Origin of the sequence: Streptomyces sp. FXJ1.172, assembly GCF_001636945.3 — a bacterium.
GTDB lineage: Bacteria > Actinomycetota > Actinomycetes > Streptomycetales > Streptomycetaceae > Streptomyces.
Genome location: NZ_CP119133.2, coordinates 5,412,039 through 5,438,056, shown reverse-complemented (window position 1 = coordinate 5,438,056; position 26,018 = coordinate 5,412,039). Strand labels below are relative to the sequence as shown.

Annotated in this window: 22 protein-coding genes; 12 read left to right on the top strand and 10 right to left on the bottom strand. The window is 71.3% G+C overall.

The features are described 5' to 3' along the window. The first annotated feature begins 13 nt into the window (after nt 1-13). Nucleotides 14-634, top strand: coding sequence for a 5-formyltetrahydrofolate cyclo-ligase (locus tag A6P39_RS24370; protein WP_079133550.1), 621 nt, complete (start codon nt 14-16; stop codon nt 632-634). 118 nt (nt 635-752) lie between these two features. Here the strand turns inward: A6P39_RS24370 and A6P39_RS24365 are convergent, their stop codons facing one another. Further along, complete coding sequence (locus A6P39_RS24365) at nt 753-3,587, bottom strand: penicillin acylase family protein (protein WP_067050124.1); 2,835 nt, start codon at nt 3,585-3,587, stop codon at nt 753-755. Between the two features lie 223 nt (nt 3,588-3,810). Here A6P39_RS24365 and A6P39_RS24360 point away from each other — a divergent pair, with 223 nt between their 5' ends. From A6P39_RS24360 to mscL, 6 genes are all read left to right on the top strand, one after another. After that, nucleotides 3,811-5,361 carry a potassium/proton antiporter gene (locus tag A6P39_RS24360; protein WP_067050199.1) on the top strand — a complete coding sequence of 517 codons (1,551 nt, stop codon included), beginning with the start codon at nt 3,811-3,813 and terminating at the stop codon, nt 5,359-5,361. A gap of 345 nt (nt 5,362-5,706) precedes the next feature. After that, on the top strand, nt 5,707-7,002 hold the full coding sequence (locus tag A6P39_RS24355; protein ID WP_067050127.1) for an MFS transporter: 1,296 nt from the start codon (nt 5,707-5,709) through the stop codon (nt 7,000-7,002). A 67-nt stretch (nt 7,003-7,069) separates the two neighbouring features. Beyond that, nucleotides 7,070-7,381 (top strand): FmdB family zinc ribbon protein, encoded by a 312-nt coding sequence (locus A6P39_RS24350; protein WP_067050130.1) that lies wholly within the window; start codon nt 7,070-7,072, stop codon nt 7,379-7,381. A 101-nt stretch (nt 7,382-7,482) separates the two neighbouring features. Beyond that, entirely contained in the window at nt 7,483-8,316 is an 834-nt protein-coding gene (locus A6P39_RS24345; RefSeq protein WP_067050132.1) for an S-methyl-5'-thioadenosine phosphorylase, read from the top strand. Nucleotides 8,317-8,487: 171 nt separating this feature from the next. Continuing rightward, nucleotides 8,488-9,060, top strand: coding sequence for a hypothetical protein (locus tag A6P39_RS24340; protein WP_079133552.1), 573 nt, complete (start codon nt 8,488-8,490; stop codon nt 9,058-9,060). A gap of 138 nt (nt 9,061-9,198) precedes the next feature. Next, complete coding sequence (gene mscL / locus A6P39_RS24335) at nt 9,199-9,675, top strand: large conductance mechanosensitive channel protein MscL (RefSeq protein WP_067050135.1); 477 nt, start codon at nt 9,199-9,201, stop codon at nt 9,673-9,675. A gap of 19 nt (nt 9,676-9,694) precedes the next feature. Here the strand turns inward: mscL and A6P39_RS24330 are convergent, their stop codons facing one another. After that, nucleotides 9,695-9,871 carry a hypothetical protein gene (locus A6P39_RS24330; RefSeq protein WP_107304424.1) on the bottom strand — a complete coding sequence of 59 codons (177 nt, stop codon included), beginning with the start codon at nt 9,869-9,871 and terminating at the stop codon, nt 9,695-9,697. A gap of 283 nt (nt 9,872-10,154) precedes the next feature. Here A6P39_RS24330 and A6P39_RS24325 point away from each other — a divergent pair, with 283 nt between their 5' ends. From A6P39_RS24325 to A6P39_RS24310, 4 genes are all read left to right on the top strand, one after another. Continuing rightward, a complete protein-coding gene (locus tag A6P39_RS24325) occupies nt 10,155-11,393 on the top strand; it encodes a low temperature requirement protein A (RefSeq protein WP_067050138.1) in 1,239 nt (412 codons plus the stop codon). A 37-nt stretch (nt 11,394-11,430) separates the two neighbouring features. Then, nucleotides 11,431-12,459, top strand: a complete 1,029-nt coding sequence (locus tag A6P39_RS24320; protein WP_107304425.1) for a P1 family peptidase — start codon at nt 11,431-11,433, stop codon at nt 12,457-12,459. Nucleotides 12,460-12,713: 254 nt separating this feature from the next. Then, nucleotides 12,714-13,928, top strand: a complete 1,215-nt coding sequence (locus tag A6P39_RS24315) for a L,D-transpeptidase (protein WP_107304426.1) — start codon at nt 12,714-12,716, stop codon at nt 13,926-13,928. Between the two features lie 157 nt (nt 13,929-14,085). After that, entirely contained in the window at nt 14,086-14,832 is a 747-nt protein-coding gene (locus tag A6P39_RS24310; RefSeq protein ID WP_067050143.1) for a DUF6227 family protein, read from the top strand. A gap of 184 nt (nt 14,833-15,016) precedes the next feature. Here the strand turns inward: A6P39_RS24310 and A6P39_RS24305 are convergent, their stop codons facing one another. The 5 genes from A6P39_RS24305 to A6P39_RS24285 all read right to left on the bottom strand — a co-directional run bounded on the left by A6P39_RS24305 (nt 15,017) and on the right by A6P39_RS24285 (nt 21,439). Further along, entirely contained in the window at nt 15,017-15,268 is a 252-nt protein-coding gene (locus A6P39_RS24305) for a hypothetical protein (protein WP_067050145.1), read from the bottom strand. A 121-nt stretch (nt 15,269-15,389) separates the two neighbouring features. Further along, entirely contained in the window at nt 15,390-17,702 is a 2,313-nt protein-coding gene (locus A6P39_RS24300) for a PTS fructose transporter subunit IIABC (protein WP_067050148.1), read from the bottom strand. A gap of 283 nt (nt 17,703-17,985) precedes the next feature. Next, entirely contained in the window at nt 17,986-18,933 is a 948-nt protein-coding gene (gene pfkB, locus A6P39_RS24295; RefSeq protein ID WP_067050151.1) for a 1-phosphofructokinase, read from the bottom strand. Continuing rightward, the gene (locus tag A6P39_RS24290) at nt 18,930-19,691 is read right to left on the bottom strand and encodes a DeoR/GlpR family DNA-binding transcription regulator (protein ID WP_067050154.1); all 762 of its coding nucleotides are present in this window, start codon (nt 19,689-19,691) and stop codon (nt 18,930-18,932) included. Before A6P39_RS24290 ends, pfkB begins: the two co-directional genes overlap by 4 nt. A 212-nt stretch (nt 19,692-19,903) precedes the next feature. Further along, nucleotides 19,904-21,439, bottom strand: a complete 1,536-nt coding sequence (locus tag A6P39_RS24285; RefSeq protein ID WP_067050157.1) for an MFS transporter — start codon at nt 21,437-21,439, stop codon at nt 19,904-19,906. 63 nt (nt 21,440-21,502) lie between these two features. Between A6P39_RS24285 and A6P39_RS24280 the strand changes: the two genes are divergently transcribed. Continuing rightward, nucleotides 21,503-22,504, top strand: a complete 1,002-nt coding sequence (locus A6P39_RS24280) for a helix-turn-helix transcriptional regulator (RefSeq protein ID WP_199840883.1) — start codon at nt 21,503-21,505, stop codon at nt 22,502-22,504. A 62-nt stretch (nt 22,505-22,566) separates the two neighbouring features. On the opposite strand, the gene A6P39_RS24275 is transcribed toward A6P39_RS24280, so the two are convergent. From A6P39_RS24275 to A6P39_RS24265, 3 genes are all read right to left on the bottom strand, one after another. Then, a complete protein-coding gene (locus tag A6P39_RS24275) occupies nt 22,567-23,154 on the bottom strand; it encodes a TetR/AcrR family transcriptional regulator (RefSeq protein WP_067050208.1) in 588 nt (195 codons plus the stop codon). Nucleotides 23,155-23,386: 232 nt separating this feature from the next. Then, nucleotides 23,387-24,163: a methyltransferase domain-containing protein gene (locus tag A6P39_RS24270; protein WP_067050160.1), complete on the bottom strand. Its 777-nt coding sequence runs from the start codon at nt 24,161-24,163 to the stop codon at nt 23,387-23,389. A gap of 691 nt (nt 24,164-24,854) precedes the next feature. After that, nucleotides 24,855-25,853: a sigma-70 family RNA polymerase sigma factor gene (locus A6P39_RS24265; protein ID WP_067050163.1), complete on the bottom strand. Its 999-nt coding sequence runs from the start codon at nt 25,851-25,853 to the stop codon at nt 24,855-24,857. Nucleotides 25,854-26,018: the final 165 nt, after the last annotated feature.

The following is a 26,018-nucleotide window of genomic DNA, read 5'->3' as shown; positions in this document are numbered from 1 at the left end:
GCGAGAACGACCAGTGGAACACGACGGACGCACAAGTGAGCCTGACAAGCGAACATTGCGGCGGGAGTTCCTCACGGTGAGGAACAGGTTGCCTGCCGATGACGTCGGCGCAACGGGCCGCACACTGGCGGAGCGCGCCCTGGAGCTGCCCGAACTGGCAGGGGCGCGCACGGTGGCGGCGTACGTCTCCGTCGGAAGCGAGCCGGGAACCCGGGCGCTGCTGGACGCGCTGCGCGCGCGGGGCGTACGGGTCCTGCTCCCCGCTCTCCTGCCCGACAACGACCTGGACTGGGGCGAGTACGCGGGCCCGGACTCCCTCGCGCGGGTCCAACACGGCGGGAAAATGGCCCTTTTCGAACCTCGGGGCGCGCGCCTCGGCCCGGACGCCGTGGCCTCCGCCGACGTGGTCCTTCTGCCCGGGCTCGCGGTGGACGCGCGCGGGATGCGCCTGGGGCGCGGCGGAGGGTCGTACGACCGCGTGCTGGCCCGTCTGGAGCGCGCGGGCGCACGCCCTCGGCTCGTGGTGCTGCTGTACGACGCGGAGGTCGTTGCGCACGTCCCGGTGGAGGCGCACGACAAGCCGGTGCACGCGGTGGTGACCCCCTCCGGCGTGCGCCGCTTCCCGAGCGCCTGACCGGGCGCTCGCAGCCCCCGCCGCGCCGGCCAACACCGCGCGCCCTGCTGCCCGTACGGGAAACGGCCCTCCACGCGTGCGCGTGCAGGGCCGTTCCGGGTTCCGTGCCGTCAAGGGCTCACGGTTTGAGAACGAGCGTGTCGCTCGTGCTCTTGTCGACCGCGCCGCCCGAGAAGGACCAGGGCAGCAGCTCGCCCTTGGCCCACATGCTCGTCTGGTCCGTGTAGTGCGCGCTGAAGGCGTGCCCGGAGGCGCCGGACAGGTTGATCCACTTGGACTTGTCGAAGTCGGCGAGGTTGACGACCATCCGCATCGACGGCACCCAGACGACGCCGTAGCCGCCTGCGGCGTTCCAGCCGGTCGCGTTGACCGTGGCCTCGCCGCCGCTGAGCTTCCAGGGGCCGCGGTTGAGGATGTACTGAAGGACCTTGGGACCGTCGGTGCCGAGGGTCTGGTTCTTCAGGAACAGCCGGTGCAGCCGGCCCCAGCTCCAGGTGTCGATGTCCTTGCCGAGCTTGGCGGTCAGCTCCCAGCGGGCGTCGATCATGGCGCGGGCGAAGAGCTGGTCCATGTTGTTCGCGGCGGGGCGGGTGCCCGACTTGGGCGTCTTCCACCAGTCGCTGTCCGGCTTGTCCATCAGGGTGCGCACGACCTCGAACCAGCGGTCGCCGCCGTCCGGCTGCGCCTGGTCGGTGTCGCGCTGGCCGCACTCGCGCACCTTGGTGTCGTCGTCCACGGGACCGGTGCTGTCGATCTTGTCGACCCACAGGCACTGCCCCGTGACGCGCAGCTCCTTGGGGAGCTTGTTGCCGAAGGCGAGCTTGAGGATGTTGCGCCAGACCGCGTTGAAGTAGGCGGCCGCCGCGGAGTCGGATTCCTGGGTGTAGTCCCAGCCCTCCAGCAGCTTCTGCGCCTGCCGCACGTTCTTGTCGTCGAGGTTGAGCTTCAGCAGCTTCGGCACCAGGAGCTTGGCGATCTCGCTGCTGTTGTCCAGCTGCATCTGCCGCATGTCGTCGGTGGAGATCTTGCCGCCGTCCTTGATCTTGGACTCGATCAGGTCGGTGATGCGCTGGCTGCGCGTGCCGTAGCCCCAGTCGGTGGTGAGCGTGTACGGGTACTTGTCCTTGTCGACCACGGCCTGGTTGGCGGTGACGATGTACCCGCGCTTGGGGTCGAACTCGTAGGGCAGTTCGTCCTGCTTGATGAAGCCGGTCCAGCGGTACTTCGAATCCCATCCGGGCGCCGGGACGGAACCGTCGTGCACCGAGGAACGCGTGGGGATCCTGCCGGGCAGCGTGTAGCCGATGTGGCCGTCGGTGTCGGCGTAGACCAGGTTCTGCGAGGGCACGTCGAACAGGGCGGCGGCCTGGCGGAAGTCGCTCCAGCCCGCGGCCCTGTCGAGGGCGAAGACGGCGTCCATGGAGGTGCCCGGGTCCAGCGCGGTCCACCTCAGGGCGATGCCGTAGCCGTCACCGCGGTCGGGCGCGGCGGTGTTGACCGTGGCCTTCTTGCCGACCTGGACGAGTTCGTCGTCACGGTCGGACAGCAGCGGCATCCCGTCCTGGGTCTGGCGGACGACGATCGTCTTGGACGAGCCGCCGGCGACCTTGATGGTCTCCTCGCGGGTCTTGAAGGGCCGGACCTTGCCGTCGTAGAGGTAACCGTTCGCGGTCACCTTCTCCAGGTAGAGGTCGGTGACGTCGACGCCGGAGTTGGTCATGCCCCAGGCGATGTTGCCGTTGTGGCCGATGATCACACCGGGCATGCCGGCAAACGTGTAACCGGTGACGTCGTACCGGCACTTGCTGGAGACGGTGCGGCAGTGCAGGCCCATCTGGTACCAGACGGACGGCAGGGACGCCGACAGGTGCGGATCGTTGGCGAGCAGCGGCTTGCCGGTGATGGTGTACTTCCCGGAGACGACCCAGGAGTTGGAGCCGATCCCCTGGCCGTTCACGCCGACGGCGGTCGGGACGTTGTCCAGGACGTTGTAGAGGCCCCCCAGCTGGCTCGTGAGCGACGATCCGGACGCGGTCGAGGTGGAGGAGCCGGTCGCGCCCTTCGCGCCTCCAGAGGTGCCCGTGGCGCCCGTGGCACCGCCGGTCGTACCCGTCGTGCCGGTCGTACCCGTCGTGCCGGTGCTCTGGGAGGTGCCCGAGGAGCCGCTCTGCCGGAAGGTCTTGGTCAGCTCGCTGTACTGGCCTTCCTGCACGATCGGCTTGTTACGGCTGTAGGGGTACTCCGGGTAGAGGTCCTGGATCTGCTGCGGCCCGAGACGGCTCGTCATCAGGGCGCGGTCGATCTCCTCCTGCATGTTGCCGCGCAGGTCCCAGGCCATCGCCTTCAGCCAGGAGACGGAATCGACCGGGGTCCACGGCTGCGGCGCGTAGTCGTTGGTGAAGCCGAGCGCCGCGTACTCCAGGGAGATGTCCTTGCCGTCCTTGCCCTGAAGGTAGGCGTTGACGCCCTTGGAGTACGCCTGGAGGTACTTCTTCGCGGCGGCCGACAGCTTGGTGTCGTACTCCTGCTTGGCGATCCGGTCCCAGCCGAGCGTGCGCAGGAACTCGTCGTTCTTGACCTGGCTCTTGCCGAACATCTCCGACAGGCGCCCGGAGGTCATGTGCCGGCGCACGTCCATCTCGTAGAACCGGTCCTGCGCCTGGACGTAGCCCTGCGCCATGAACAGGTCCTCGTCGGACGACGCGTAGATCTGCGGGATGCCGTTGCCGTCCCGCTTGACGTCGACCGGCCCGGACAGGCCCTGGAGCGTGATCGAACCGGTGGTCTGCGGGAAGGAGGCGCGAACGGTGCTGATCGACCAGTACGCCCCGTAGGCGATGCCTCCGATGATGGCCAGGACCAGCACGAGCACGACCAGGCGGGCTCTGCGCCCCTTCTTCCTGCCGGACTTGGCGGGCTTGTCGCCCGTTGTGGCGGTGGTATTCGGGGGCATCGCTGTCCTTGCTGTCCTAACGCGAGCGGCAGGTCGGGCTGTGACTTTGAATGAGCGCTGGAGCAACCATAGGCGCAGGGCCCTGCCGCACTTGACGCGGAGTGGGCAACCAGCTTGTACGGACGTTCGATCTTGCCCCGTCCAGCGTCAAGAAAGCGTCAAGAGTTAGGTAAGGTAACGAAGTACTTGGGTGCGGTGTGCCGCAGCCTCGGATCTTGTGCACGTGCGTTCGCGCGCCCCGCGCGCGAACCAAGGAAGGGAACCGCCGCTGACTGTCCACCACCTCAACCAGCTCCTGCTCGTCTGCTCCCTGGTCCTGCTGGTCGCCGTCGCGGCCGTCCGGATCTCCTCCCGCAGCGGGCTTCCCAGCCTGCTCGTGTACCTGGGGATCGGCATCCTCATGGGCCAGGACGGCATCGGGCACATCCACTTCGCCAACGCCGCGATGACCCAGGTCATGGGGTACGCGGCCCTGGTCGTGATCCTCGCCGAGGGCGGTCTCGGCACGAAGTGGAAGGAGGTCCGGCCGGTCCTGGCGTCCGCTTCCGTCCTCGCGACCCTCGGCGTCGCCGTCAGCGTGGGCGTCACCGCGGCGGGCGCCCACTACCTGGTCGGGCTGGGGTGGCGGCAGGCGCTCATCATCGGCGCGGTGGTGTCGTCGACGGACGCGGCGGCGGTCTTCTCGGTACTGCGGAGAATTCCCCTCCCCGCGCGCGTGACGGGCACGCTGGAGGCCGAGTCCGGCTTCAACGACGCCCCCGTGGTGATCCTGGTCGTCGCCTTCTCCATGGCCGGCCCCGTCGAGCACTGGTACATCCTGCTGGGCGAGATATTCCTGGAGCTGGCCATCGGCGCCGCCATAGGGCTGGCGGTGGGCTGGTTCGGGTCCTGGGGACTCAGGCGCGTGGCGCTGCCCGCCTCCGGCCTCTACCCGATCGCCGTGCTGGCGATCGCCGTGACGGCGTACGCCGCCGGCGCCCTGGCGCACGGCAGCGGCTTCCTCGCCGTCTACCTGGCCTCGATGATGCTCGGCAACGCCAAGCTTCCGCACTGGCCCGCCACGCGCGGCTTCGCCGACGGGCTCGGCTGGATCGCCCAGATCGGCATGTTCGTCCTGCTCGGCCTGCTGGTCACCCCGCACGAGCTGGGCGACGACGTCTGGCCCGCCCTGGTCATCGGACTGGCCCTGACCATGGTGGCCCGCCCGCTGAGCGTGGTCCTCAGCCTCGCGCCGTTCCGCGTGCCCTGGCAGGAGCAGACGCTGATGTCGTGGGCGGGACTGCGCGGCGCCGTACCCATCATCCTGGCGACCATCCCGATGGTGAACGGCGTCACCGGAAGCCACCGCATCTTCAACATCGTCTTCGTGCTGGTCGTGGCCTACACCCTGGTCCAGGGCCCGACCCTGCCCTGGCTGGCGCGCACGCTGCGGCTGGGCGAGGAGGGCGAGGCCGCCGACCTGGGCATCGAGTCGGCGCCCCTGGAGCGGCTGCGCGGGCACCTGCTGTCCGTCTCGATCCCCGAGGGCTCCCGGATGCACGGCGTGGAGGTCAACGAGCTGCGGCTGCCGACCGGAGCCGCCGTCACCCTCGTCGTACGCGATGAAAAATCGTTCGTCCCGCTGCCCACGACGGTGCTGCGCCGGGGCGACGAACTCCTGGTCGTCGCGACCGACCCGGTGCGCGACGCGGCGGAACGGCGCCTTCGCGCGGTCGCCCACGGCGGCAAGCTGGCGGGGTGGCTGGGCGCGAACGGGGCGGGTGCCGCGCGGTGAGCGCCGGGTGAGCGGCGGGACGCGGGTGTCCGCGTGCGGGGGCGGGCCACGCGTGCGAGCTGGGAAAGCACGCGTTACGGGTGCATTTCACGCGATTCACACCCGCGCCAATCACAGGTGAACAGGTCCGACCGTGCTCATTTTCACAGGTGCACAAGCCTTTGCCCCCTGTAGGATGAAGGCACCCTGATCGAACCAACTCTGCCTGATGCAGAGCTGGCGCGACCGTATGGCGGCCGGAACGCCCTCCGCAGTGGCACCGGTATCTACCGCAGTTCCGCGCAAGAGGACAGCTCTCGGCGCCCCCGCACGGGCGCGCTACCAGGCGGTAGAAAGGCACGGGCCGTGGAGTCCACGGTCACCACCGAGCCGGCGGAGAACCCGTCGGCGTCGTCCCGCCCGGGATACGGACAGCTGCTGCGCACCCGCGGCGCCTGGACGTTCCTGCTCCCGGGTTTCGCCGCGCGCCAGCCGTTCGCGATGCTCACCCTCTCCATCGTGCTGCTCGTGCAGCACACCACCGGCTCGTACGGTGCCGCAGGCGCCATCGCGGCCGCCACCGGCGTGTCCATGGCGCTGTTCGCTCCGTACAGCGGCCGCCTCGCCGACCGCTACGGCCAGCGTGCCGTGCTGGTCCCCGGCGTTCTGGTGCACACGTTGTCGGGCCTGTCCCTGACGGCGCTGGCGCTCGCACACGCACCGCTGTGGGCGCTCTTCCTGGCGGCCGTCCCCACGGGTGCCTCGGTGCCGCAGGTGGGCCCGATGGTGCGGGCGCGCTGGGGCGTGAAGCTGCAGGGCTCCTCCCTCATGGCCACCGCGGCAGCGTTCGAGTCGGTCACGGACGAGCTGACCTTCGTCTTCGGTCCCCTGCTCGCGACCGCGCTGTGCACCGCCGTGACGCCGGCGGCGGGCCTGGTCACGGAGGGCGCGCTGACGCTCGTGGGTGGTCTGCTGTTCGCCGCCCAGAAGGGCACGCAGCCGCCGGTGAGCACCGATGGCGGGCACGCGCGCGTGAAGCACGATTCCGCGCTGCGCGTGCCGGGCGTGCGCGTGCTGGTCGTGACGTTCCTGGGTATCGGGTCCGTGTTCGGCGGCATGCAGGTGTCGCTGGCGGCGTTCACCGAGTCGATCGGCGAGCCCGGCCTGAACGGCGTCCTGTACGGCGTCTTCGCCGCCGGAAACATGCTGTCGGGCATCGTCTGCGGCGCGATCGCCTGGAAGGCCGCCCCCCAGCGCCGCCTGGTCGTCGGCTACACGGCGCTCGCGATCGTCGCGTCCGCCCTGTGGACGGCACACTCCGTGCTGCTGCTCGCCGGGCTCGGCCTGCTGGTCGGCATGTGCATCGCACCGGCGCTGATCACCGGCTACACGCTGGTCGAGGGCCTGGTCCCGGCCGGCTCCCGTACCGAGGCCTTCACCTGGCTGACCGGCGCGGTCGCGCTCGGGCAGGCGGCCGCCGTCACCGTGGCGGGCCAGCTCGAGGACCGGCTGTGGGACGGCGCGGGATTCCTGGTGCCGATGGCCGGCACCGTGCTCGCGCTGGTGACCCTGCTGGCGCTGCGGTCGCGGCTGGTCTCGCGGCAGCGGAACCTGACCGTCGCACGTGGCGTCGGTCACCGCGTGCCGGTGACGGTGGACTGATCCCCGGGAATACGTCACTATGGATCGTCGTTAGCACTCATCGAGTGAGAGTGCCAGGAGGAAGACAGTGCCGACCTACCAGTACCAGTGCACCGAGTGCGGCGAGGGCCTCGAGGCGGTGCAGAAGTTCACCGATGACGCCCTGACCGAGTGCCCCAACTGCGGTGGCCGCCTGAAGAAGGTGTTCTCCGCGGTCGGCATCGTCTTCAAGGGCTCCGGGTTCTACCGCAACGACTCCCGCGGCTCCACGTCGAGCAGCAGCCCGGCGTCGAAGTCGTCCGGCACGTCTTCGTCCAGCACGTCTTCGTCCGACTCGAAGCCGTCGTCGTCCTCGTCCGCCTCGTCGTCGTCGAGTTCCGCCAGCAGCTCCGCCGCCTGACATCTCTCGCACCGGACCCTGCCGTCGCACGACGGCAGGGTCTTCGGCGCTTCCGGGCACCGGCTCCCCCCGGGGTCCCTCCGCCGGTTAGTGTGCTGGTCATGGCGAACGCAGAGATCGGCGTAATCGGCGGCTCGGGCTTCTACTCGTTCCTCGACGAGGTGAGGGAGGTCCAGGTGGACACCCCCTACGGGCCGCCCAGTGACTCCCTCTTCCTCGGTGAGATCGCCGGCCGGCGGGTCGCCTTCCTGCCCCGGCACGGCCGCGGCCACCACCTGCCGCCGCACCGCATCAACTACCGCGCCAATCTGTGGGCGCTGCGCTCCCTCGGTGTCCGGCAGGTCCTCGGCCCGTGCGCGGTGGGCGGGCTGCGCCCCGAGTACGGCCCGGGCACCCTGCTCGTACCCGATCAGCTGGTCGACCGTACGAAGGCCCGGGTGCAGACGTACTTCGACGGGCTGCCGCTGCCCGGCGGCACGGTGCCGAACGTCGTGCACGTCTCCATGGCCGACCCCTACTGCCCCGCCGGGCGGGCCGTCGCCCTGAAGGCGGCGCGCGGCCGGGACTGGGAGCCGGTGGACGGCGGCACTCTGGTCGTGGTCGAGGGGCCGCGCTTCTCCACCCGTGCTGAATCGTTGTGGCACCAGGCGCAGGGCTGGTCGGTCGTGGGCATGACGGGCCACCCCGAGGCGGCGCTCGCCCGGGAACTGGAGCTGTGCTACACCTCGCTGACCCTGGTCACCGACCTCGACGCGGGCGCCGAGACCGGCGAGGGCGTCTCGCACGAGGAGGTGCTGCAGGTGTTCGCCGCCAACGTGGACCGGTTGCGCGGCGTGCTGTTCGACGCGGTGGCGGCGCTGCCGGAGACCGGGGCGCGGGACTGCCTGTGCGTGAACGCGCTCGGCGGGATGGACCCGGGCTTCGAGCTGCCGTAGAACACCCGTCTGTTCCCGGCCGGACCTGTGGACAACCGAGCGGAATTTCCCGTTCGAGTGGCCGGGTTATCCACAAACCATGGGTCATCCACCGGCTCCGACGGAATTCGGCGCGATGCCCGATCGTGGGCGTCGCAAGCCGAAATTCCTCGCCGCAGGCGGTGATCTCCCATGCCTTCGTCCCCGTCGTCCCCGTCCCCGCCTCCCCTCCGGATCCCGCGTCCGCTGGGGACGGATGCCCCCGCGACCTGTGAGGTCCCGCGGTTCCCTCCGGTGCGCGTGCGCGGCGGGCGGTATCAGCTGCAACGGCTCGTACGACACCGCAGGCGGGCCATCGCGGCCGGTCTCGCGGTGACCGCGGCCGCCCTCGTCGCCGCGGGACCGCGCGCGACCACCGCACCGCATCGCACGGAGCAGGCCCGCAAGCACCCGGTCACGGCTCCCCTGCGACCGCGACGGCACGCGGCGGTGGACGTGGTGACGGCGCCGGTGCGGATCGCCGACGCGGCCACGGTCCGGCTCCTGCGGCCCGGCGACCGCGTCGACGTCATCGCCGCGGAGGATCCGTCGGCCGGGGGCACCGCCCGCGTGCTCGCGCGCGGTGTGCGGGTGACCGGGGTGCCGGAGCCTGTGGAGGGCGGGGCCGAGAGCGGGGCACTCATCGTGCTGTCGGTGCCGCGCGCCACGGCGGCCCGGCTCGTCGGCGCGAGCGCCACGGCACGCCTGGCGGTGACGCTGTGCTGAACCGACTGGGACACTTTCCCGGCGGCTTGCTGTCCAGTCGCCGGATCGAACGACGGGACTGGACACAAGGGCCTCACCGTGCCGTAGGTTGCGGAGCGTTTCATTCCACGACCTGTGCATGCGAGGAGAGTCCCCGAGGTGAGCGAGAAGAAGGAACCGAGCGTCTGGCACGGCTTCAAGGCCTTCCTGATGCGCGGCAACGTCGTCGATCTGGCGGTCGCGGTGGTCATCGGCGCGGCCTTCACGAACATCGTGAACTCGGTGGTCAAGGGGGTCATCAACCCGCTGGTCGGAGCGATCGGTACGCAGAACCTGGATCACTACAGCTCCTGCCTGAAGGCCCCGTGCCAGGTGGCCGCGGACGGCACGGTCAAGAGCGGTGTGCCGATCCTGTGGGGCTCCGTCCTCGGTGCCACGCTGACCTTCCTGATCACCGCGACGGTGGTGTACTTCCTGATGGTCCTGCCGATGTCGAGGTATCTGGCCCGGCAGGCGGCACAGAAGGCCGCGCGGGAGGGCACGAAGGAGGTCATCGAGGTGACCGAGCTGGAGGTGCTCAAGGAGATCCGCGACGCGCTGGTCGCCCAGCGTGGGTCGGGGCACGACGAGCGCTAGCGGCGCTGCTGCGGACGGCTCAGAGGTGGTGGGGCGGCTTCTCGTCGAGGAAGCGCCTCAGTTCGGCGGCGCTGTCGCCCTCCGTGCGCTCGCCCCATCCGCGATCGGTGTCGTCCGAGGACTGCTGGTCCAGCGGGTCGTCGAAGACCAGCGCGGGCTTCGGGGCGCGTGACTCGGATTCGGGGGCACTGCTCATGCCCCAAGAGTACGGCCCCGTGTCCGGCAGCCGGCCGGGATGCCCGCCCCGCGCGCAGCCGGACCCCGTGCCCGAGCCGTCCGGGCGGGCCGGCGAGGATGCCGGTGTCGTGGGCGACAAGGACGGTGTCGCGGCCGAGGCGCTCGCCGGTGACCCGTGCCGGGCCCTCGACGCGGGCACAGAAGCCCGCTCTGACCTGGGACTTTTGTCGGATCTTCGGACCCCGTCCGTGTGGGGATCCGCTCACAGGATTTTGGGCCGGTTTTCTGCTGTCCTGGGAGGCATGACGTCGAGTTCCGATCCGGCGCCCGCTTCCCCGGGCGCGCCCCACTCCCCCGGAGTCCTGCGGCGGCTCACCGCGCGCGGGCGCGACGAAGCGCACCGGGTCTCCTCCCCGCTGGAACTCTTCTTCGACCTGTGCTTCGTCGTGGCGATCGCACAGGCGGGCGTGCAGCTGGTGCACGCCGTCTCCGAAGGACACGCGGGCGACGGAATCCTCAACTACGCCATGCAGTTCTTCGCCATCTGGTGGGCCTGGATGAACTTCACCTGGTTCGCCTCGGCGTACGACAACGACGACGCGCTCTACCGGGTCGTCACCCTGGTGCAGATCGCCGGCGTCCTGGTGCTGGCCGCCGGCATCTCCCGGGCCTTCCAGCAGCACGACTACCTGGTGGTCTGGATCGGCTATGTGATCATGCGGCTGGCGATGGCCGCGCAGTGGCTGAGAGCCGCGGGATCGGCCTCGGGCACGGAGAGAAGCACGGCGCGCCGCTACGCGTGCGGTGTGCTGCTGTGCCAGGTCGGCTGGGCCGGGCTGGTGGTGCTGCCCGGGCCCGCACGGCCCTGGGTGTTCCTCGTGATGGCGGTCGCGGAGATGTGCGTACCGCTGTTCGCCGAGAAGGACCACGAGACCTCCTGGCACCCGCATCACATCGCCGAGCGGTACGGCCTGTTCACCATCATCGTGCTCGGCGAGACGGTCTCCGCGGCGACGGTCGCCGTGAAGTCGGCCGTGGACGAGCACAACGCGCTGGGTGAGCTGCTGCCGATCGCGGCGGGCGGCCTGCTGATCGTCTTCTCCGCCTGGTGGATCTACTTCGCGGTGCCCATCCATGGCCACCTGCGTTCCAACGGGCAGGCGTTCCTGTGGGGCTACGGTCACTACCTGATCTTCGCCTCGGCCGCGGCGATCGGCGCCGGCCTGGAGGTGGCCGTGGAACAGGCGGTCGGCAAGGCCCACATCTCCGTGCTGGCAGCCTCGGCGGCCGTGACCCTGCCCACGGCGCTCTACCTGCTGACGGTCTGGGCGCTGCACTCGCGGCACTTCAAGGTCGGTATCGCCCAACAGCTGGTGCTGCCGGTCACGGCACTGCTGGTGATCTGCTGCACCTTCCTCGGCCACTGGGCGGTGCTCGCGGCAGGGCTCGTGTCCGCGGCCGCGGTGGCGACCGGGACGGCGCTGACGGCGCGCACGGCCGGCAGAAAGCGTACGGCGAACGCCACGGAGCCGGCCGGCTGACCCTCGGCGGCAGCCTGGGCGGGCCAGACTTGCCCCCATGACAGTTGACGCATTGACGGACGTCGCCGGGGTACGGGTCGGGCACGCCACCCGCCGCGAGGACGGCTGGCTCACCGGCACCACGGTCGTCCTCGCTCCCGAGGGCGGCGCCGTCGCCGCGGTGGATGTGCGTGGCGGCGGCCCCGGCACGAAGGAGACCGACGCCCTCGACCCGCGCAACGTGGTGCAGCGGGTCGACGCGATCGTGCTGACCGGTGGCAGCGCGTACGGGCTCGACGCGGCCTCCGGGGTGATGGCCTGGCTCGAGGAGCAGGGCCGCGGAGTACGGGTGGGACCGGACCCGGCGCACGTCGTGCCGGTGGTGCCCGCCGCGTGCCTCTTCGACCTGGGACGCGGGGGGAACTTCCGCGCGCGGCCCGACGCGGCGACGGGGCGCGCGGCGGTGGAGGCCGCGGCGGTGGCCCTGCCGGGTGCCCGGGTGCCCCAGGGGTGTGTCGGGGCCGGCGCGGGCGCCGTGGCGGGCCGGATCAAGGGTGGGGTGGGCACCGCGAGCACGGTGCTCGATTCGGGGATCACCGTGGCCGCGCTGGCGGTCGTGAACGCTGCGGGAGCCGTGGCGGATCCCGGAACGGGAGCGCTGTACGGGGAGTTGTTGCTGGACGGGCGGGTGGAGTACCCGCAGGAGGACGTGGTCGAAGCCGCGCGCCGGCGCCTCGACGAAGCTGCCGCCAAGAGCGCACCGCCCCCGCTCAACACGACGCTCGCGGTGGTGGCCACTGACGCGGACCTCTCCAAGGCGCAGGCGCAGAAGCTGGCGGGGACGGCGCACGACGGGATCGCGCGCGCCGTACGGCCGGTGCATCTCCTGCACGACGGGGACACGGTGTTCGCGCTGGCGACCGGCACGCGTCCGCTCGACGGGCACGCCTTGGCGCTCAACGACATCCTGGCCGCCGGTGCGGATCTTGTGACGCGCGCGATCGTCCGGGGTGTGCACGCCGCCGAGTCGGTCGACGGGCCGGGCGGAGTGTGGCCGTCGTACGGGGAGCTGTACGGACAGCGGTAGGGGTGGTGCGGGTCGGTCGCATCCCCTCGTGTGCAGTCCGTCCGCGCTCCTCGCCAACCTGCGGATTCCCGTGCGCTGTTGGGGCCGGAGTGCGCCGCGGAGGCAGGCGCGAGGCGTCTGCCGGGGCTGAATTGTCGCGGTTCTGTCACGTGATGGCGTTCACCGGAGCTGGAGGGAACCTTCCCTTGCACCCTCGCACTCTTTCTTCACGCACCGGAACGGACCACGCACATCACATGAACCTGGAGCAGCTCGTGACAACGCCGGACATTGCAGCGCGGCGCGCACTGGGGGCCTGTGCCGCCTTGATGGTCGGCGCCCTCACCCTGACCGCTTGCGGCGGCAACGCCAGCGCCGGCAACGACAAGGGCGGCAAGGACTCCCCCAAGACGTCGACGGCGAAGATCGCGATCTCGGCGAAGGACGGTTCGACCGGCGCGTCCATCAACGCGACCGGCGTGAAGGTCAGTGACGGCAAGCTGACCGACGTGAAGATGACCGTGGCGGGGTCCGGGCAGAGCGTGGCCGGGGCGATATCGGCGGACGGCAGCAGCTGGCGGCCGAAGGCGCAGCTGGAGCGCGGGACGAAGTACGAGGTAGCCGCGACCGCGAAGGACGCGAACGGGCGCACCGCGGCGGCCAACTCCATCTTCACCACCGTCACCTCGGCGAACAGCTTCATCGGCACCTACACACCGGACGACGGCAGCACGGTCGGGGTGGGCATGCCGGTGTCGTTCACCTTCGACAAGGCGATCACCGACAAGAAGGCCGTGCAGTCGCACATCACGGTGAACGCCAGCAGCGGTCAGCAGGTGGCCGGGCACTGGTTCGGGGACCAGCGGCTGGACTTCCGGCCGCAGGAGTACTGGAAGGCCGGGTCCAAGGTCACGATGAAGATCGACCTGGACGGGGTCCAGGGCACGAGCGGCGTCTACGGGGTGCAGAAGAAGACCGTCTCCTTCACCGTCGGGCGCTCGCAGGTCTCCACGGTCGACGCCAGCACACAGATGATGACAGTCGTGCGGGACGGCAAGACGATCAAGACGGTGCCGATCTCCGCGGGCAGCGCGCAGCACACGACGTACAACGGGCAGATGGTGATCTCCGAGAAGTTCGTGCAGACCCGTATGAACGGCTCGACGGTCGGCTTCGGCGGGGAGTACGACATCGCGGACGTGCCGCACGCGATGCGGCTGACGTCATCGGGGACGTTCATCCACGGCAACTACTGGTACGACAAGGGGAACCCGCCCTTCGGCAGCGCGGGCACCAGCCACGGCTGTGTCGGGCTCGCAGACGTGCAGGGGGCGCAGGGCGACACCTCGGCCAAGTGGTTCTACGACAACTCGCTCATCGGGGACGTCGTGATCGTGAAGAACTCCCCCGACTCGACGGTCGCCCCGGACAACGGGCTCAACGGCTGGAACATGCCGTGGAGCGCCTGGACCGCGGGAAGTGCCGCCTGAGCGGCGGTTTTTGACCCGGCATGAGGCCGCGCGGGAACTTCTCGCGCGGCCGAGGCGTTTTCCCGGCGTACGTTTTCTCGGTTCCCGGACATGATGTCCGACCGAGGGGCTACGGTATGCACCCACAAGGTGACATGCAGCAACGCCGGGAGATGCCTTGAGCGTTCCGTACGAGACAGCAGCGTACGAACCAGCCGAGTCGCCCGAGTCTCCGGAGGAGCATCTCGCGCGGCTCCTCGGCCGTGCCCTGAACTCCTTCGAGTTGCCGGACGAGGTGGTACAGCAGCTCGACTGCGCGCTGGCGCAGGACAGTTCGCTGCACTCCGCGTACCACAGCGCGGGGCTGCACCGGGAGACGTACCGGCACACCTGGCTGCTCGCCGACGGCTCGGCCCTCACGCTGTGGGAACTCGTCCACAACCCCACGCCGGGCGGCGCCCCGGAGCACGAGGTGTATGCCGACGAGGAGGAGTTGCAGACGGCCACGGCGCGGCTCGGACTGCCGCCGGACGCCCCGGAGTTCGAGCTGCCCGCGCTGATGCGGCTGTGGGCGATTCCTGAGCCCCGGCATGTGTTCGCCTCCGACGACTCGGCGGACCACGCGCGCCGGCTTCTGCGCCGCGCGGAGAATCCGGACCGGCCCGGCGCGGAGACGGCGGCGCTGCTGGCGACAGCGACCGCACACGAGATCACGCAGGCGTTCGGGCGCCCGGGGCGGGCCGGGCGAGTGGGGCTGAGTTACGCGCTGTACGAGCACGCGTTCCTGCTGCTGGACGGGCGCGAGGTCTCCCTGTGGGAGGTGGAGCACACGGCCACACCGGACGGGCGGCACATGTGCGAGGTCTACATGTCGGAGGACGCGGCACGGGACGCCATGGAGCGGCGCGCGGCGCGACAGGGGTAGCGGGGCGCGGAAACGGGGGCGCGCGTTGGCGCGAGGGTGTGCGCCCGGCCTCCGGGAGCGTTTCGGACGCCCTTCCGCCACCGGCCACCGGCCGTCAGCCACCAGTCGCAGTCGCCAGTCGCCAGTCGCCAGCCATTGGCCGTCAGACGTCAGCCGTCAGCCGTTGACCGTCAGTCGTCAGTCGTCAGCCGTTGGCGAGTCGTCGGACCAGGCCCGCGAACGCGTCCTGTTCCGCCGGGGTCAGCTCGACGGACTCCAGCGGGGGGCCGACCCGGCTCTGGTGCGGCAGGGCCGGGAGGGGAGTCATGGTCCGCCGGGCGGGTGCCTGGAGGCCGGTGCGGCCCAGCAGGCGCAGCAGGACGGCGGCCCAGACGACGGCCGCCACGGCAAGGACGGCCACGCCGATCAGCTGGAGAGTCGCGACGTGCTCAGGCATGCGTTCCAGTACACATCACGGTCCGGGACTTTGGTCCCGGACCGTGATGTATCTCGCAGGTGCCGTGAACAACTCACAGCGAACTAAAGGGACAAGGCGCGGCGTGCAGGCGGTGCGGCGGTCAGGCCGCCACCGGCTGCTTGGTCTCCTTCGAAGACGCGGCCGCGTTCGCGGCGCGGCCGGTGGCCGTGGTCTCGGCGGTCTGCTTGCGCATGCCCTTGAGGAAGACGACCAGGGCCGTGGTGACGCAGACGCCGGCCGCGATGGCGATCAGGTACAGGAACGGGTTGCCGATCAGCGGGACCACGAAGATGCCGCCGTGCGGGGCGCGCAGGGTGGCGCCGAAGGCCATGGAGAGGGAGCCGGTGAGCGCGCCGCCGACCATGGCGGACGGGATGACCCGCAGCGGGTCCGCCGCGGCGAACGGGATCGCGCCCTCCGAGATGAAGGAGGCGCCCAGCACCCAGGCGGCCTTGCCGTTCTCGCGCTCGGTCTGGGTGAAGAGCCTGCCGCGCACGGTGGTGGCCAGGGCCATCGCCAGCGGCGGGACCATGCCGGCCGCCATCACCGCGGCCATGATCTTCATCGCGGAGTCGCTGGGGTTGGAGACCGCGATGCCGGCGGTGGCGAAGGTGTAGGCGACCTTGTTGACCGGGCCGCCCAGGTCGAAGCACATCATCAGGCCGAGCAGGGCGCCGAGCAGGATCGCGTTGGTGCCGGTGAGGCCGTTCAGCCAGTCGGTGAGGCCCTTCTGGGCGGTGGCGATGGGCTTGCCGATCACGACGAACATCAGGAATCCGACGATCGCCGAGGAGATCAGCGGGATCACCACCACCGGCATGATGCCGCGCAACGCCGGGGGGATCCGCACCTTCTGGATGCTCAACACCACGCCACCGGCGGTCAGACCGGCCGCCAGGCCGCCGAGGAAGCCCGCGTTGATGGTCAGTGAGATCGCACCGCCGACGAAGCCGGGCACCAGGCCGGGCCGGTCGGCCATGCCGTAGGCGATGTAGCCGGCCAGGACCGGGACCAGGAAGCCGAAGGCCACGGCGCCGATCTGGAAGAGCAGGGCGCCCCAGCTGTCGGCCTGGGTCCACACGAAGTGGTCCATCACCGACGGCGCCTTGTTGATCTTGTATCCGCCGATCGCGAAGCCCAGGGCGATGAGGAGACCGCCCGCGGCGACGAACGGGACCATGTAGCTGACGCCGGACATCAGCCACTTGCGGAGCTTGGTGCCGTAGCCCTCGGTGGAGTCGCCCGTGCGCTCGACCGGTGTGCCGCCGGTTGCGGGCGCCGGCGCGCTCGCCTCGCCGCGCGCCGCCTTCCCGCGCACCTCGCCGATGAGTTCGGCGGGGCGGTTGATGCCCGCCTTCACCCCGACGTCGACGGTCGGCTTGCCGGCGAAGCGGTCCTTGTCGCGTACGGGGACGTCGTGGGCGAAGATCACGCCGTCCGCCGCCTCGATCACCGCCGGGTCGAGCCGGGTGAAACCGGCCGAGCCCTGTGTCTCGACGACCAGTTCGACACCCGCTTCACGGCCCGCTTTCTCCAGGGACTCGGCGGCCATGTAGGTGTGTGCGATGCCGGTCGGGCAGGAGGTGACGGCGACGATACGGAAGGGGCGCCCGCCGGGCTCGGCGGCGGATTCCGTACCGGAGACGGCACCTGCGGGGGTCGCCTGCGCGGGGGCGGACGCGCCCTGTTCCTCCGCCTGCGCTGCCGTAGTACCCGCTGCGGCGCCGGCGGAGGCCGCCACCGGCGTCGCAGCGGTGTCCTTGGAGGCGCTCACGGCGCCCTCATCGGCGCCCGAAGCGCTCGCCGCGCCCCCGGCACCAGCACCAGCACCAGCACCAGCACCACCGGCATCGGCACGGGCACCGGCACCGGCCTGCGCACTCCCGCCGCTCGCCGCGGCGGCGTCCGAACCGGCCGTGTCTGCCGTGCCCTTCCCCGAAGGCTCCGCCGACGCAGTTGACGCCGACGGCGTCTCGTCGCCGCGGATCAGCGCCGCCGCCGTCCGCGCGTCGGCGACCGCCCGCAGCGACGAGGTGAACTCGGTGTTCATCAGCTGGCGGGCCAGTGAGGACAGGATCGTCAGGTGGGCGTCGTCGGCACCGGCGGGCGCCGCGATCAGGAAGATCAGGTCGGCCGGGCCGTCCGGGGCGCCGAAGTCGATGCCGGCCGCGCTGCGGCCGAAGGCCAGGGTCGGCTCGGTGACATGGGCGCTGCGGCAGTGCGGGATGCCGATGCCGCCGTCGAGACCCGTCGGCATCTGGGCCTCGCGGGCGGCCACGTCGGCGAGGAAGCCCTCCAGGTCGGTCACCCGGCCCTCGGCCACCATGCGCTCGGCGAGGGCACGCGCCGCCGCTTCCTTGGTGTCGGCGGACAGGCCGAGGTCGACCAGGTCCGGGGTGATCATGTCGCTCATCGCGGGCTCCTATGCACGCGTATCGCCCGGGGGGAGAGGCGGGCGGAAATGGGGACGGGGGTGCGGTGCGGGCGTGGGGTCGGGCGGGAGGCGGGGCCGGGGAAACTCCGCCTCCCAGAGGCAGCACCGTGGCTCGGCCGGTGGTGCCGCCCGGTGGCCGCGGCGAGTAACGGGGGGTTCCGCCGCATCGGGGCCGGTCGGGTGGATGCTTCCGGGCGCGGGGGTGCGGGGCGCGCGCCCAGTCGCCGGGTGCCGGGGCGTGCGCTGCGGAGCGCGAGGGCCGTCATGACACCGGCTCCGTCAGTTCGCGGTCGAGGGGGATCTCGGCCGTGACGGTCACCGCCGTCGGGTCCAGGTCGGCGGGGGTCGGCATCACGCTGCCGGGGAGCTGGACGGCGGCGGCGCCGTGGGCGACGGCGGAGGCGAGGGCCTCGGGGCCACTGCCGCCGGCGATCAGGAAGCCGGCGAGGGAGGAGTCGCCGGCGCCGACGTTGCTGCGGACGGTTTCCACGTGCGCCCGGGCGAACCAGGCGCCCGTGTCCTCCACGAGGAGCTGTCCGTCGGCGCCCAGGCTCGCGAGCACGGCGCGTGCGCCCATGCCGCGCAACTCCTCGGCCGCCTTCAGCGCGTCGCCCACGGTCGCGAGGGGGCGCGCAACGGCTTCCGCAAGCTCCTCGGCGTTCGGCTTCACCACGTCGGGCCGCGCGCGCAGCGCTTCGAGCAGCGCACGCCCCGAGGTGTCCAGGGCGATGCGCGCGCCTCCAGCGTGCGCCCGCGTGACGACATCGGCGTACCACGAGGGCGCGAGCCCCCGGGGCAGGCTGCCGCAGCACGCGATCCAGTCGGCGTCGTGCGACTGGGTGCGCACCGTGTCCAGGAGGAGTTCCTGTTCCGCGGCGGACAGTTCCGGGCCCGGCGCGTTGATCTTCGTGAGCACCCCGTCGGCCTCCGCGAGCGCGATGTTGGAGCGGGTGGCTCCGGCGACCGGGACCGGCGCGACCTCGATGCCCTGCGCGTCGAGCAGATCGGCGATGAGCGCCCCCGGCGCACCACCCAGGGGCAGAACGGCGACCGTGCGCCGTCCGGCGGCCGCGACGGCGCGCGACACGTTCACGCCCTTGCCACCCGGGTCCATGCGTTCGCCGGTGGCGCGGATGACCTCGCCGCGTTCCAGGGTGGGGACCTCGTAGGTGCGGTCGAGGGACGGGTTGGGGGTGACGGTGAGGATCATGCGCGCACTACTTCCGTGCCGCCGCGTTCGATGGCGGCGGAGTCTTCGGGGCTCAGCCCGCTGTCGGTGATCAGCAGGTCCACGTCGCTCAGGTCGCCGAAGCGGGCGAAGTGCTCCTGGCCGTGCTTGGAGGAGTCGGCCAGCAGCACGACGCGGCGGGCGGCCGCGATCGCGGCCCGCTTCACCGCGGCCTCGGCGAGGTCGGGAGTGGTCAGACCGTGCTCGGCGGAGAAGCCGTTGGCCGCCACGAACAGCACGTCAGCCCGGATCTCGCCGTACGCGCGCAGCGCCCAGGCGTCCACGGCGGCGCGCGTACGGTGCCGTACGCGCCCCCCGACCAGATGGAGCTGGATGCCCGGGTGGTCGGCGAGGCGGGCGGCGATGGGCAGGCTGTGTGTGACGACGGTGAGGGAGGCCTCCAGCGGGATGGCGGCAGCCAGCCGCGCCACCGTCGTACCGGCGTCGAGGACCAGCGTGCCCTCGCTCGGCAACTCGGTGAGGGCCGCTTTGGCGATGCGGTCCTTCTCGTCGGCGGACGTGCCCTCGCGTTCGGCGAGGTCCGGTTCGAAGTCGAGGCGGCCGACCGGGATGGCACCGCCGTGCACCCGGCGGACCAGGCCGGCGCGGTCGAGGGCCTTCAGATCGCGGCGGATCGTTTCCGCCGTGACCTGGAACTCCTCGGCGAGCGACAGCACGTCCACCCGGCCGCCGTCACGGGCGAGCCGGAGGATCTCCTGCTGCCGTTCCGGTGCGTACATTCCGCTCGCCTCCGCCTTGATGTCCGTTCACTTCTGCCTGATGCCCGAACGTGTGGTTTCACTGGGAGGCTACGCCCGGATTTCCGGAAAGTAAACAGGTTCGGATTCGAATCGGGCACGAACGGACTTCCGGCGCCGTAGGCAGCACGCGGGCCCGGCACCTGGTCGGTGCCGGGCCCTCGCCGCGCCTGGTCATGCCTGGCCGTGCCCGGTCAGGAGACCAGCTCGGGCTGCCTCTCAGCCGCCGGAAGCTCCTCGTCGGCCGCCCCTTCCACATGCTGTGCGGGCCGCTTCGGCAGGGCGGACATCAGCAGGAAGATCGCGGCCATGATCCCGGCGACCCACCACAGCGCGTGCTGGAAGGCGTGCACGAAGGCCGGGCCGACCTGCGCCGGGGCCGGCCGGTCGCCGATCTCGCCGAAGAACACCACCGACACGAGTCCCAGGCCGAGCGCGTTGCCCATCTGCTGCACCGTGTTGATCAGCCCGGACGCGGAACCGGCGTGCTCGCGCGGCACCTCCGAGAGCACCGCGTCGGTCAGCGGGGCGACGATCAGACCCATCCCGGCGCCCATCACGACCAGCGGCAGGGCCATCTGCCAGGAGGCGATGGCGAGGCCGTAGCGGTGGGCCTCCCACAGATAGAGCAGTACGCCCGCCCCCATCACCAGCGCGCCGGCCTGGAGCACCTTGCGGCCGAAGCGCGGCACCAGCTTCTGCACCGACATCCCGGCCGCCACGGACACCGCGATCGAGAACGGCACCCCGGTCAGCCCGGCCCGCAGCGGGCTCCAGCCCAGGCCGATCTGCATGTACAGCGTCCAGACCAGGAAGAAGATGCCGAGCGCGACACCGAAGACGGTCTGTACGGCGATGCCCGCGGCGAAGCTCTTCACCCGGAAGAGGGACAGTTCGATGAGCGGGGAACCGTCCCGGGCCGCCTTCCGTTTTTCGTACGACACCAGCGCGGCGAAGACGACGAGCGCACCGGCCATACAGACGTACCCCCACAGCGGCCAGCCCAGCTCACGGCCGCGGGTGAGCGGGTAGAGCAGCATCAGCAGGCCCAGCGAGACCAGGGCGACACCGACGAGGTCCAGCTTCAGCGCCTTCGGGGCCTTGGACTCGGTGATGAAGCGGCGGCCGAGGAGGAAGGCCGCGATACCGACGGGGAGGTTGATGAGGAAGATGGGCCGCCATTCGAGGCCGAACAGGTTCCACTCCGTCAGCAGCGCGCCGAGCAGCGGTCCGGAGACCGCGCCCAGGCCGACGATCGCACCGAACAGACCGAACACCTTGCCGCGTTCGTGGGCCGGGAAGGTGGCGTGCACGATCGACAGGACCTGCGGCACCATCATCGCCGCCATACCGCCCTGCAGAATCCGAGAGGCGACGAGCATCTCCGGGTTCGCGGCGAAACCGCACAGGGCGGAGGCGAGCGTGAAGCCTCCGATACCGATGAGGAAGAGGCGCCTGCGCCCGTGGATGTCGCCGAGGCGGCCACCGGTGATCAGCGCTGCCGCGAAGGCCAGGGCGTAGCCCGCCGTTATCCACTGGATCTGGCTGACCGACGCGCCCGCGTCCCGCTGGATGGAGGGGATGGCGATATTGACGATCGTCACGTCCACCAGGTCCATGAAGGCCGCGGTCATGACGATGGCCAGGGCGAACCAGCGTCGCCGGTCGGCGGAGGCCGGCCCGCTGTCCGGGGCCTGCCGAGAGGTGAGGGTCTGTTCCGTGGAGGTCATGTCCGCCAAGCTAGGACTCCATTAGGTCAGATCATGTCCTAGTCGTACGGCATTCTCGTCTGCATGACTACCGACACACCGGCCCGGCTGCTGCAGTTGCTCTCGCTCCTCCAGACTCCGCGCGAGTGGCCCGGCGGTGAGCTGGCCGATCGGCTCGGAGTGTCGCGCCGTACGGTGCGACGGGACATCGACCGGCTCAGGGAGCTGGGCTATCCGGTGCAGGCGACCAAGGGAGCGGACGGCGGATACCGGCTGGTCGCGGGCAAGGCGATGCCACCGCTGGTACTGGACGACGAGGAGGCGGTCGCGATCGCGGTGGGCCTGCGGGCCGGTGCCGGGCACGCGGTGGCGGGTGTGGACGAGGCGTCGGTGCGGGCCCTCGCCAAGCTGGAGCAGGTGCTGCCGGCCCGGCTGCGCCACCGGGTGTCCACCTTGCAGGCCGCGACCACACCGCTGACCAGCGGGGACGGGGCGAGCATCGCGCCGGAGACGCTGACCGTGATGGCGTCGACGGTGGCGGGGCACGAGCGGCTGCGGTTCGCCTACCGCGACAAGGAAGGGGGTGAGTCACGGCGGCTGACCGAGCCGCACCGGCTGGTGTCGACGGGACGGCGGTGGTACCTGGTCGCCTACGACCTCGACCGCGCCGACTGGCGCACGTTCCGGGTGGACCGGGTGCGCGAGCCGTTCGCGACCGGAGTGCGGTTCGCGCCGCGGGAGTTGCCGACGGGGGACGCCGCCGAATACCTGCGGCAGTCCATCAACCGACGGCAGGAGACGTACGAGTTCGCGGTGCGCTTCGCCGCGCCGGCCGAGCGGGTCGCCATGCGGGTGCCCGGGTGGCTCGGGGCGCCGGAGGACGACGGCGAGGGCGGCTGCGTCCTCCGGGGCACCTCGGGCGGCCCCGCGGAGTGGCTGGCGGTACGGCTGGCGATGACGGGGTACGAGTTCACGGTACGAGAGCCGCGAGAACTGGCGGAATGTGTACGGGAGTTGGGCGGCCGGCTGAGCCGGGCGGGGGGTGCGCAGCCGCAGTCGCAGCAGGGGGGCGCAGGAGAAGGGTGACGACAACGCGGCAGATGTGCGTGCCAGGGCCCGCGACGCCGGCATGATCCAAACGCCGCCCCCTAGCCCTCGCCGCCCCAGTCGAACCCTCGCAAGGCCCGGAGGTTGTGCAGTGCCAGGGACGCGGGTCCCTCCGGGCCGGTGGGCGGGGCGGAGGTGGCGGCCCAGGATTCCACGGCCACGCGGACGGCCGCGCCGGCGACGGCCGCGGTGAAGCGGAGGGCGGGGGTGGCCGGACGGGGCCCGGTGGGGGTGGGGCGGGTCGCGAGGATCTCGCCCAGGACCGTCTCCGACGCCTGGCACACCTCGGCCCAGACCTTGCGCAGGGCGGGACTGGTGTCGGCCAGGCGGATCAGGGTGCGGACCCACTCCCAGGACGCCGCCGAGACACCGATCCCGGGGGTGAGGGTGTGGTGGACGGCGTGTTCCAGGGCTTCCGGGACAGCGAGGTGGGCCGGGGCCGCGCGGACCGCTTCCGCCCAGCGCTGGGCGCCGGCCGCGTAGAGAGGGGCGACCGCTTCCTCCTTGGTGGCGAAGTAGCGGTAGAAGGTGCGGGGTGCGATGCCCGCGGCCTGGGCGATGTCCTCGGCGCGGGTCGCCCGCAGGCCCTGGCGGACGAACAGCGCGCCCGCCGCCCGGGCGATCTCCATCCGGGTCTCGGCCTTCCGGCGTTCCGTCAGCGAGACCGGCGCGGAGGCGGAAAACGGCTGGTGGGCGGCGCGCGGGGTGGTGCTCATCCCGGCAGGCTATGCCCATATGGCAGAATCTGCCATCCGGCGGTCCACCCCGGGGTTCAGGTACGGGGTGGGCCGCCGCTCCAGCATGTCCGCCGTGGTCAGGCGCGTGCCGGCGGCGCCCACGGCCTCCGTCACCACCGCATGCCTACGCCTCTGCCACCACCACATAGAAGGTGACGGTCGCGAGGAACGGTCCCCGCGTGAGGTGGCCCAGCCAGGATTCCGCCGCCTCGTCGGTGAAGTAGCCGGCGGCGACGGCGCGGCGCGTCGTGCGTTCCAGACCGAGGATGCGGTCGGCGGCCTGTACGTCGCGGAAGACCGGGGTGACGGGGACGACCTCGGGGACGGTGAAGCCCGCGTCGGTCGCCAGCCGGGCGAGCTGCCGGCCGATGGCCGCGTTGCGTACCACGCGTTCGGCCACGTGGCGGGTGTAGGCGCGGGTCAGTTCGCCGTCCGGGTGGTCGACGGCCAGGGTCTCCCAGTCGGGTTCACCCATGACGAGCCGGCCGCCCGGCCGCAGGACACGGCGGATCTCGGCGAGCGCCGCCCGGGGGTCGGCGACATGCTGCAGGACCCGGTCGGTACGGGCCCGGTCGGCGAAGTGACCGGGCAGCGCCAGGTCGTGGATGTCGCCGGGGCGTACGTCCACCACGGGCAGACCGGCGGTACGGGCGCGGGCGGCGTCCACCATGGCGGGGTCGTGGTCGACGCCGATGACGGAGCCGGCCGGGGTGACCGCCTCCGCGAGGGCCCGCAGATCGGTACCGGGACCGCAGCCGAGGTCGAGCACGGTGTGCCCGGTCTGGAGGCCGAGTTCGTCGAGCATGCGTGCCTTGTACGACCGGCCGAGGTCGGTAGCGGCGATCCGGTCGAGGTAGGTGACCGAATCGGGCCTGGCTGTCTCGAACGCGGATGACGTCATGCGGCCCAGTCAATCAGCCGGGCCTTCGGACGCGGGCGGCCGATCGGCTGCTTCAGGCCACGGCACGGACACCCGGACACCCCTCGGACTCCCGTCGGACCGGCGCCAACGGACATACGGCGAAGGCGAGTTGCCGTCAGGTGCGGACAAGAGGGCCGGGCTCCGGCGCCCAGGGGGGATGGGTGCCGGAGCCCGGCTTGGGGAAGTCCCGGCGCCGGGGGGGGATTGTGCGTCGGGACCTGGTTCACGTGGGGACGGCCGGCGGTGCGCTGCCCGCCGTGCGGTGCGTGGCTGGCTGGCTGTGGTCTGTCGCGATGCGGTGTGGCGGTGCACTGTGCGGTGGTGCGGTGGTGCGGTGTGCAACGGTGCGATGTGCGGCGGTGCGGTCTGTCGCGGTGCGGTACGGATCCGCGGTACGGATTCACCGCGGCGCTGCGGCGCTGTGACACCCTGGCGCTGTGGCGCCGCTGTGGCTTGGTGCGGTTGGGGAGTGCGGTCGCGGTTCCCGGGCCCGGCGCTGGGCCCGCAAGGGTTTTTCCCGCGGGCCCGGGCGTTGAAGCGACTGGACCACGCCATGTTTGCGCCGTCTTTCGCCACCGGCGTGCGCGGTCCCGGGCATCGCACGCCCACAACCACGCACACCCCTCACCCCCACCACGGCGGCCGTCCCCAGGCACCCCCGGGAGACCGGCTACGCCGCGGCGTCGAACCCGGTGTCCCGGGCCAGCTTCTTCAGCTCGAGCAGCGCGTGCTTCTCGATCTGACGGATGCGCTCGCGGGTCAGGCCGTGCTCCTTGCCGACCTCGGTCAGGGTGCGCTCGCGGCCGTCGTCGATGCCGTAGCGCATCTTGATGATGGAGGCCGTGCGCTGGTCCAGGCGGCCGATCAGGTCGTCCAGTTCCTCACTGCGCAGCAGGGTCAGGACGGACTGCTCCGGGGAGACCGCCGAGGTGTCCTCCAGGAGGTCGCCGAACTGGGTCTCGCCCTCGTCGTCCACCGACATGTTCAGCGAGACCGGGTCGCGGGCCCAGTCGAGGACGTCGATGACGCGCTCCGGGGTCGCACCCAGCTCCTTGGCGATCTCCGCGGGCTCCGGGTCGCGGCCGTGCTCGCGGTTGAACTCGCGCTGGACACGGCGGATGCGGCCCAGCTCCTCCACCAGGTGGACGGGGAGCCGGATCGTGCGGGACTGATCGGCGATGGAGCGGGTGATGGCCTGACGGATCCACCAGGTGGCGTACGTCGAGAACTTGAAGCCCTTGCGGTAGTCGAACTTCTCGACGGCGCGCACCAGACCGGCGTTGCCCTCCTGGATCAGGTCCAGCAGGGGCAGGCCGCTGCGCGGGTAGCGCCGGGCGACCGCGACGACCAGGCGGAGGTTGGAGCGGATGAAGACGTCCTTGGCCCGCTCACCGGCGGCGACGAGCGCCTCCAGCTCCTCACGGGTGGCGTCCGCCCTGGACTCCTCCTCGCCGTCGAGGACCTGCCGCGCGAACACACCCGCCTCGATGGTCTGGGACAGCTCGACTTCCTTTGCGGCGTCGAGCAGCGGCGTGCGCGCGATCTCGTCGAGGTACATGCCGACCAGGTCGCGGTCTGCGATCTCGCCGCCGTGAGCGCGAACACTGCTTGCCGAGTCGGCCGTCTCGCCGGAGGCGGACTGACGACGGGCGACGGCACGGGTTGCCATGCGTGCTCCCTTGAGATGTGGGCTGGCGGGTGGTCCTTGAACGCTCGGCACTCCGGGGACCGTCTCCGGGACTCCTTCCGAGTCCTAGGTGACTCTCTCCAGGTGCCCTGCATCCGTGGGAAACAACGACTGGAATCCGGACAGAATTCCCAACCCGCCCCTCAA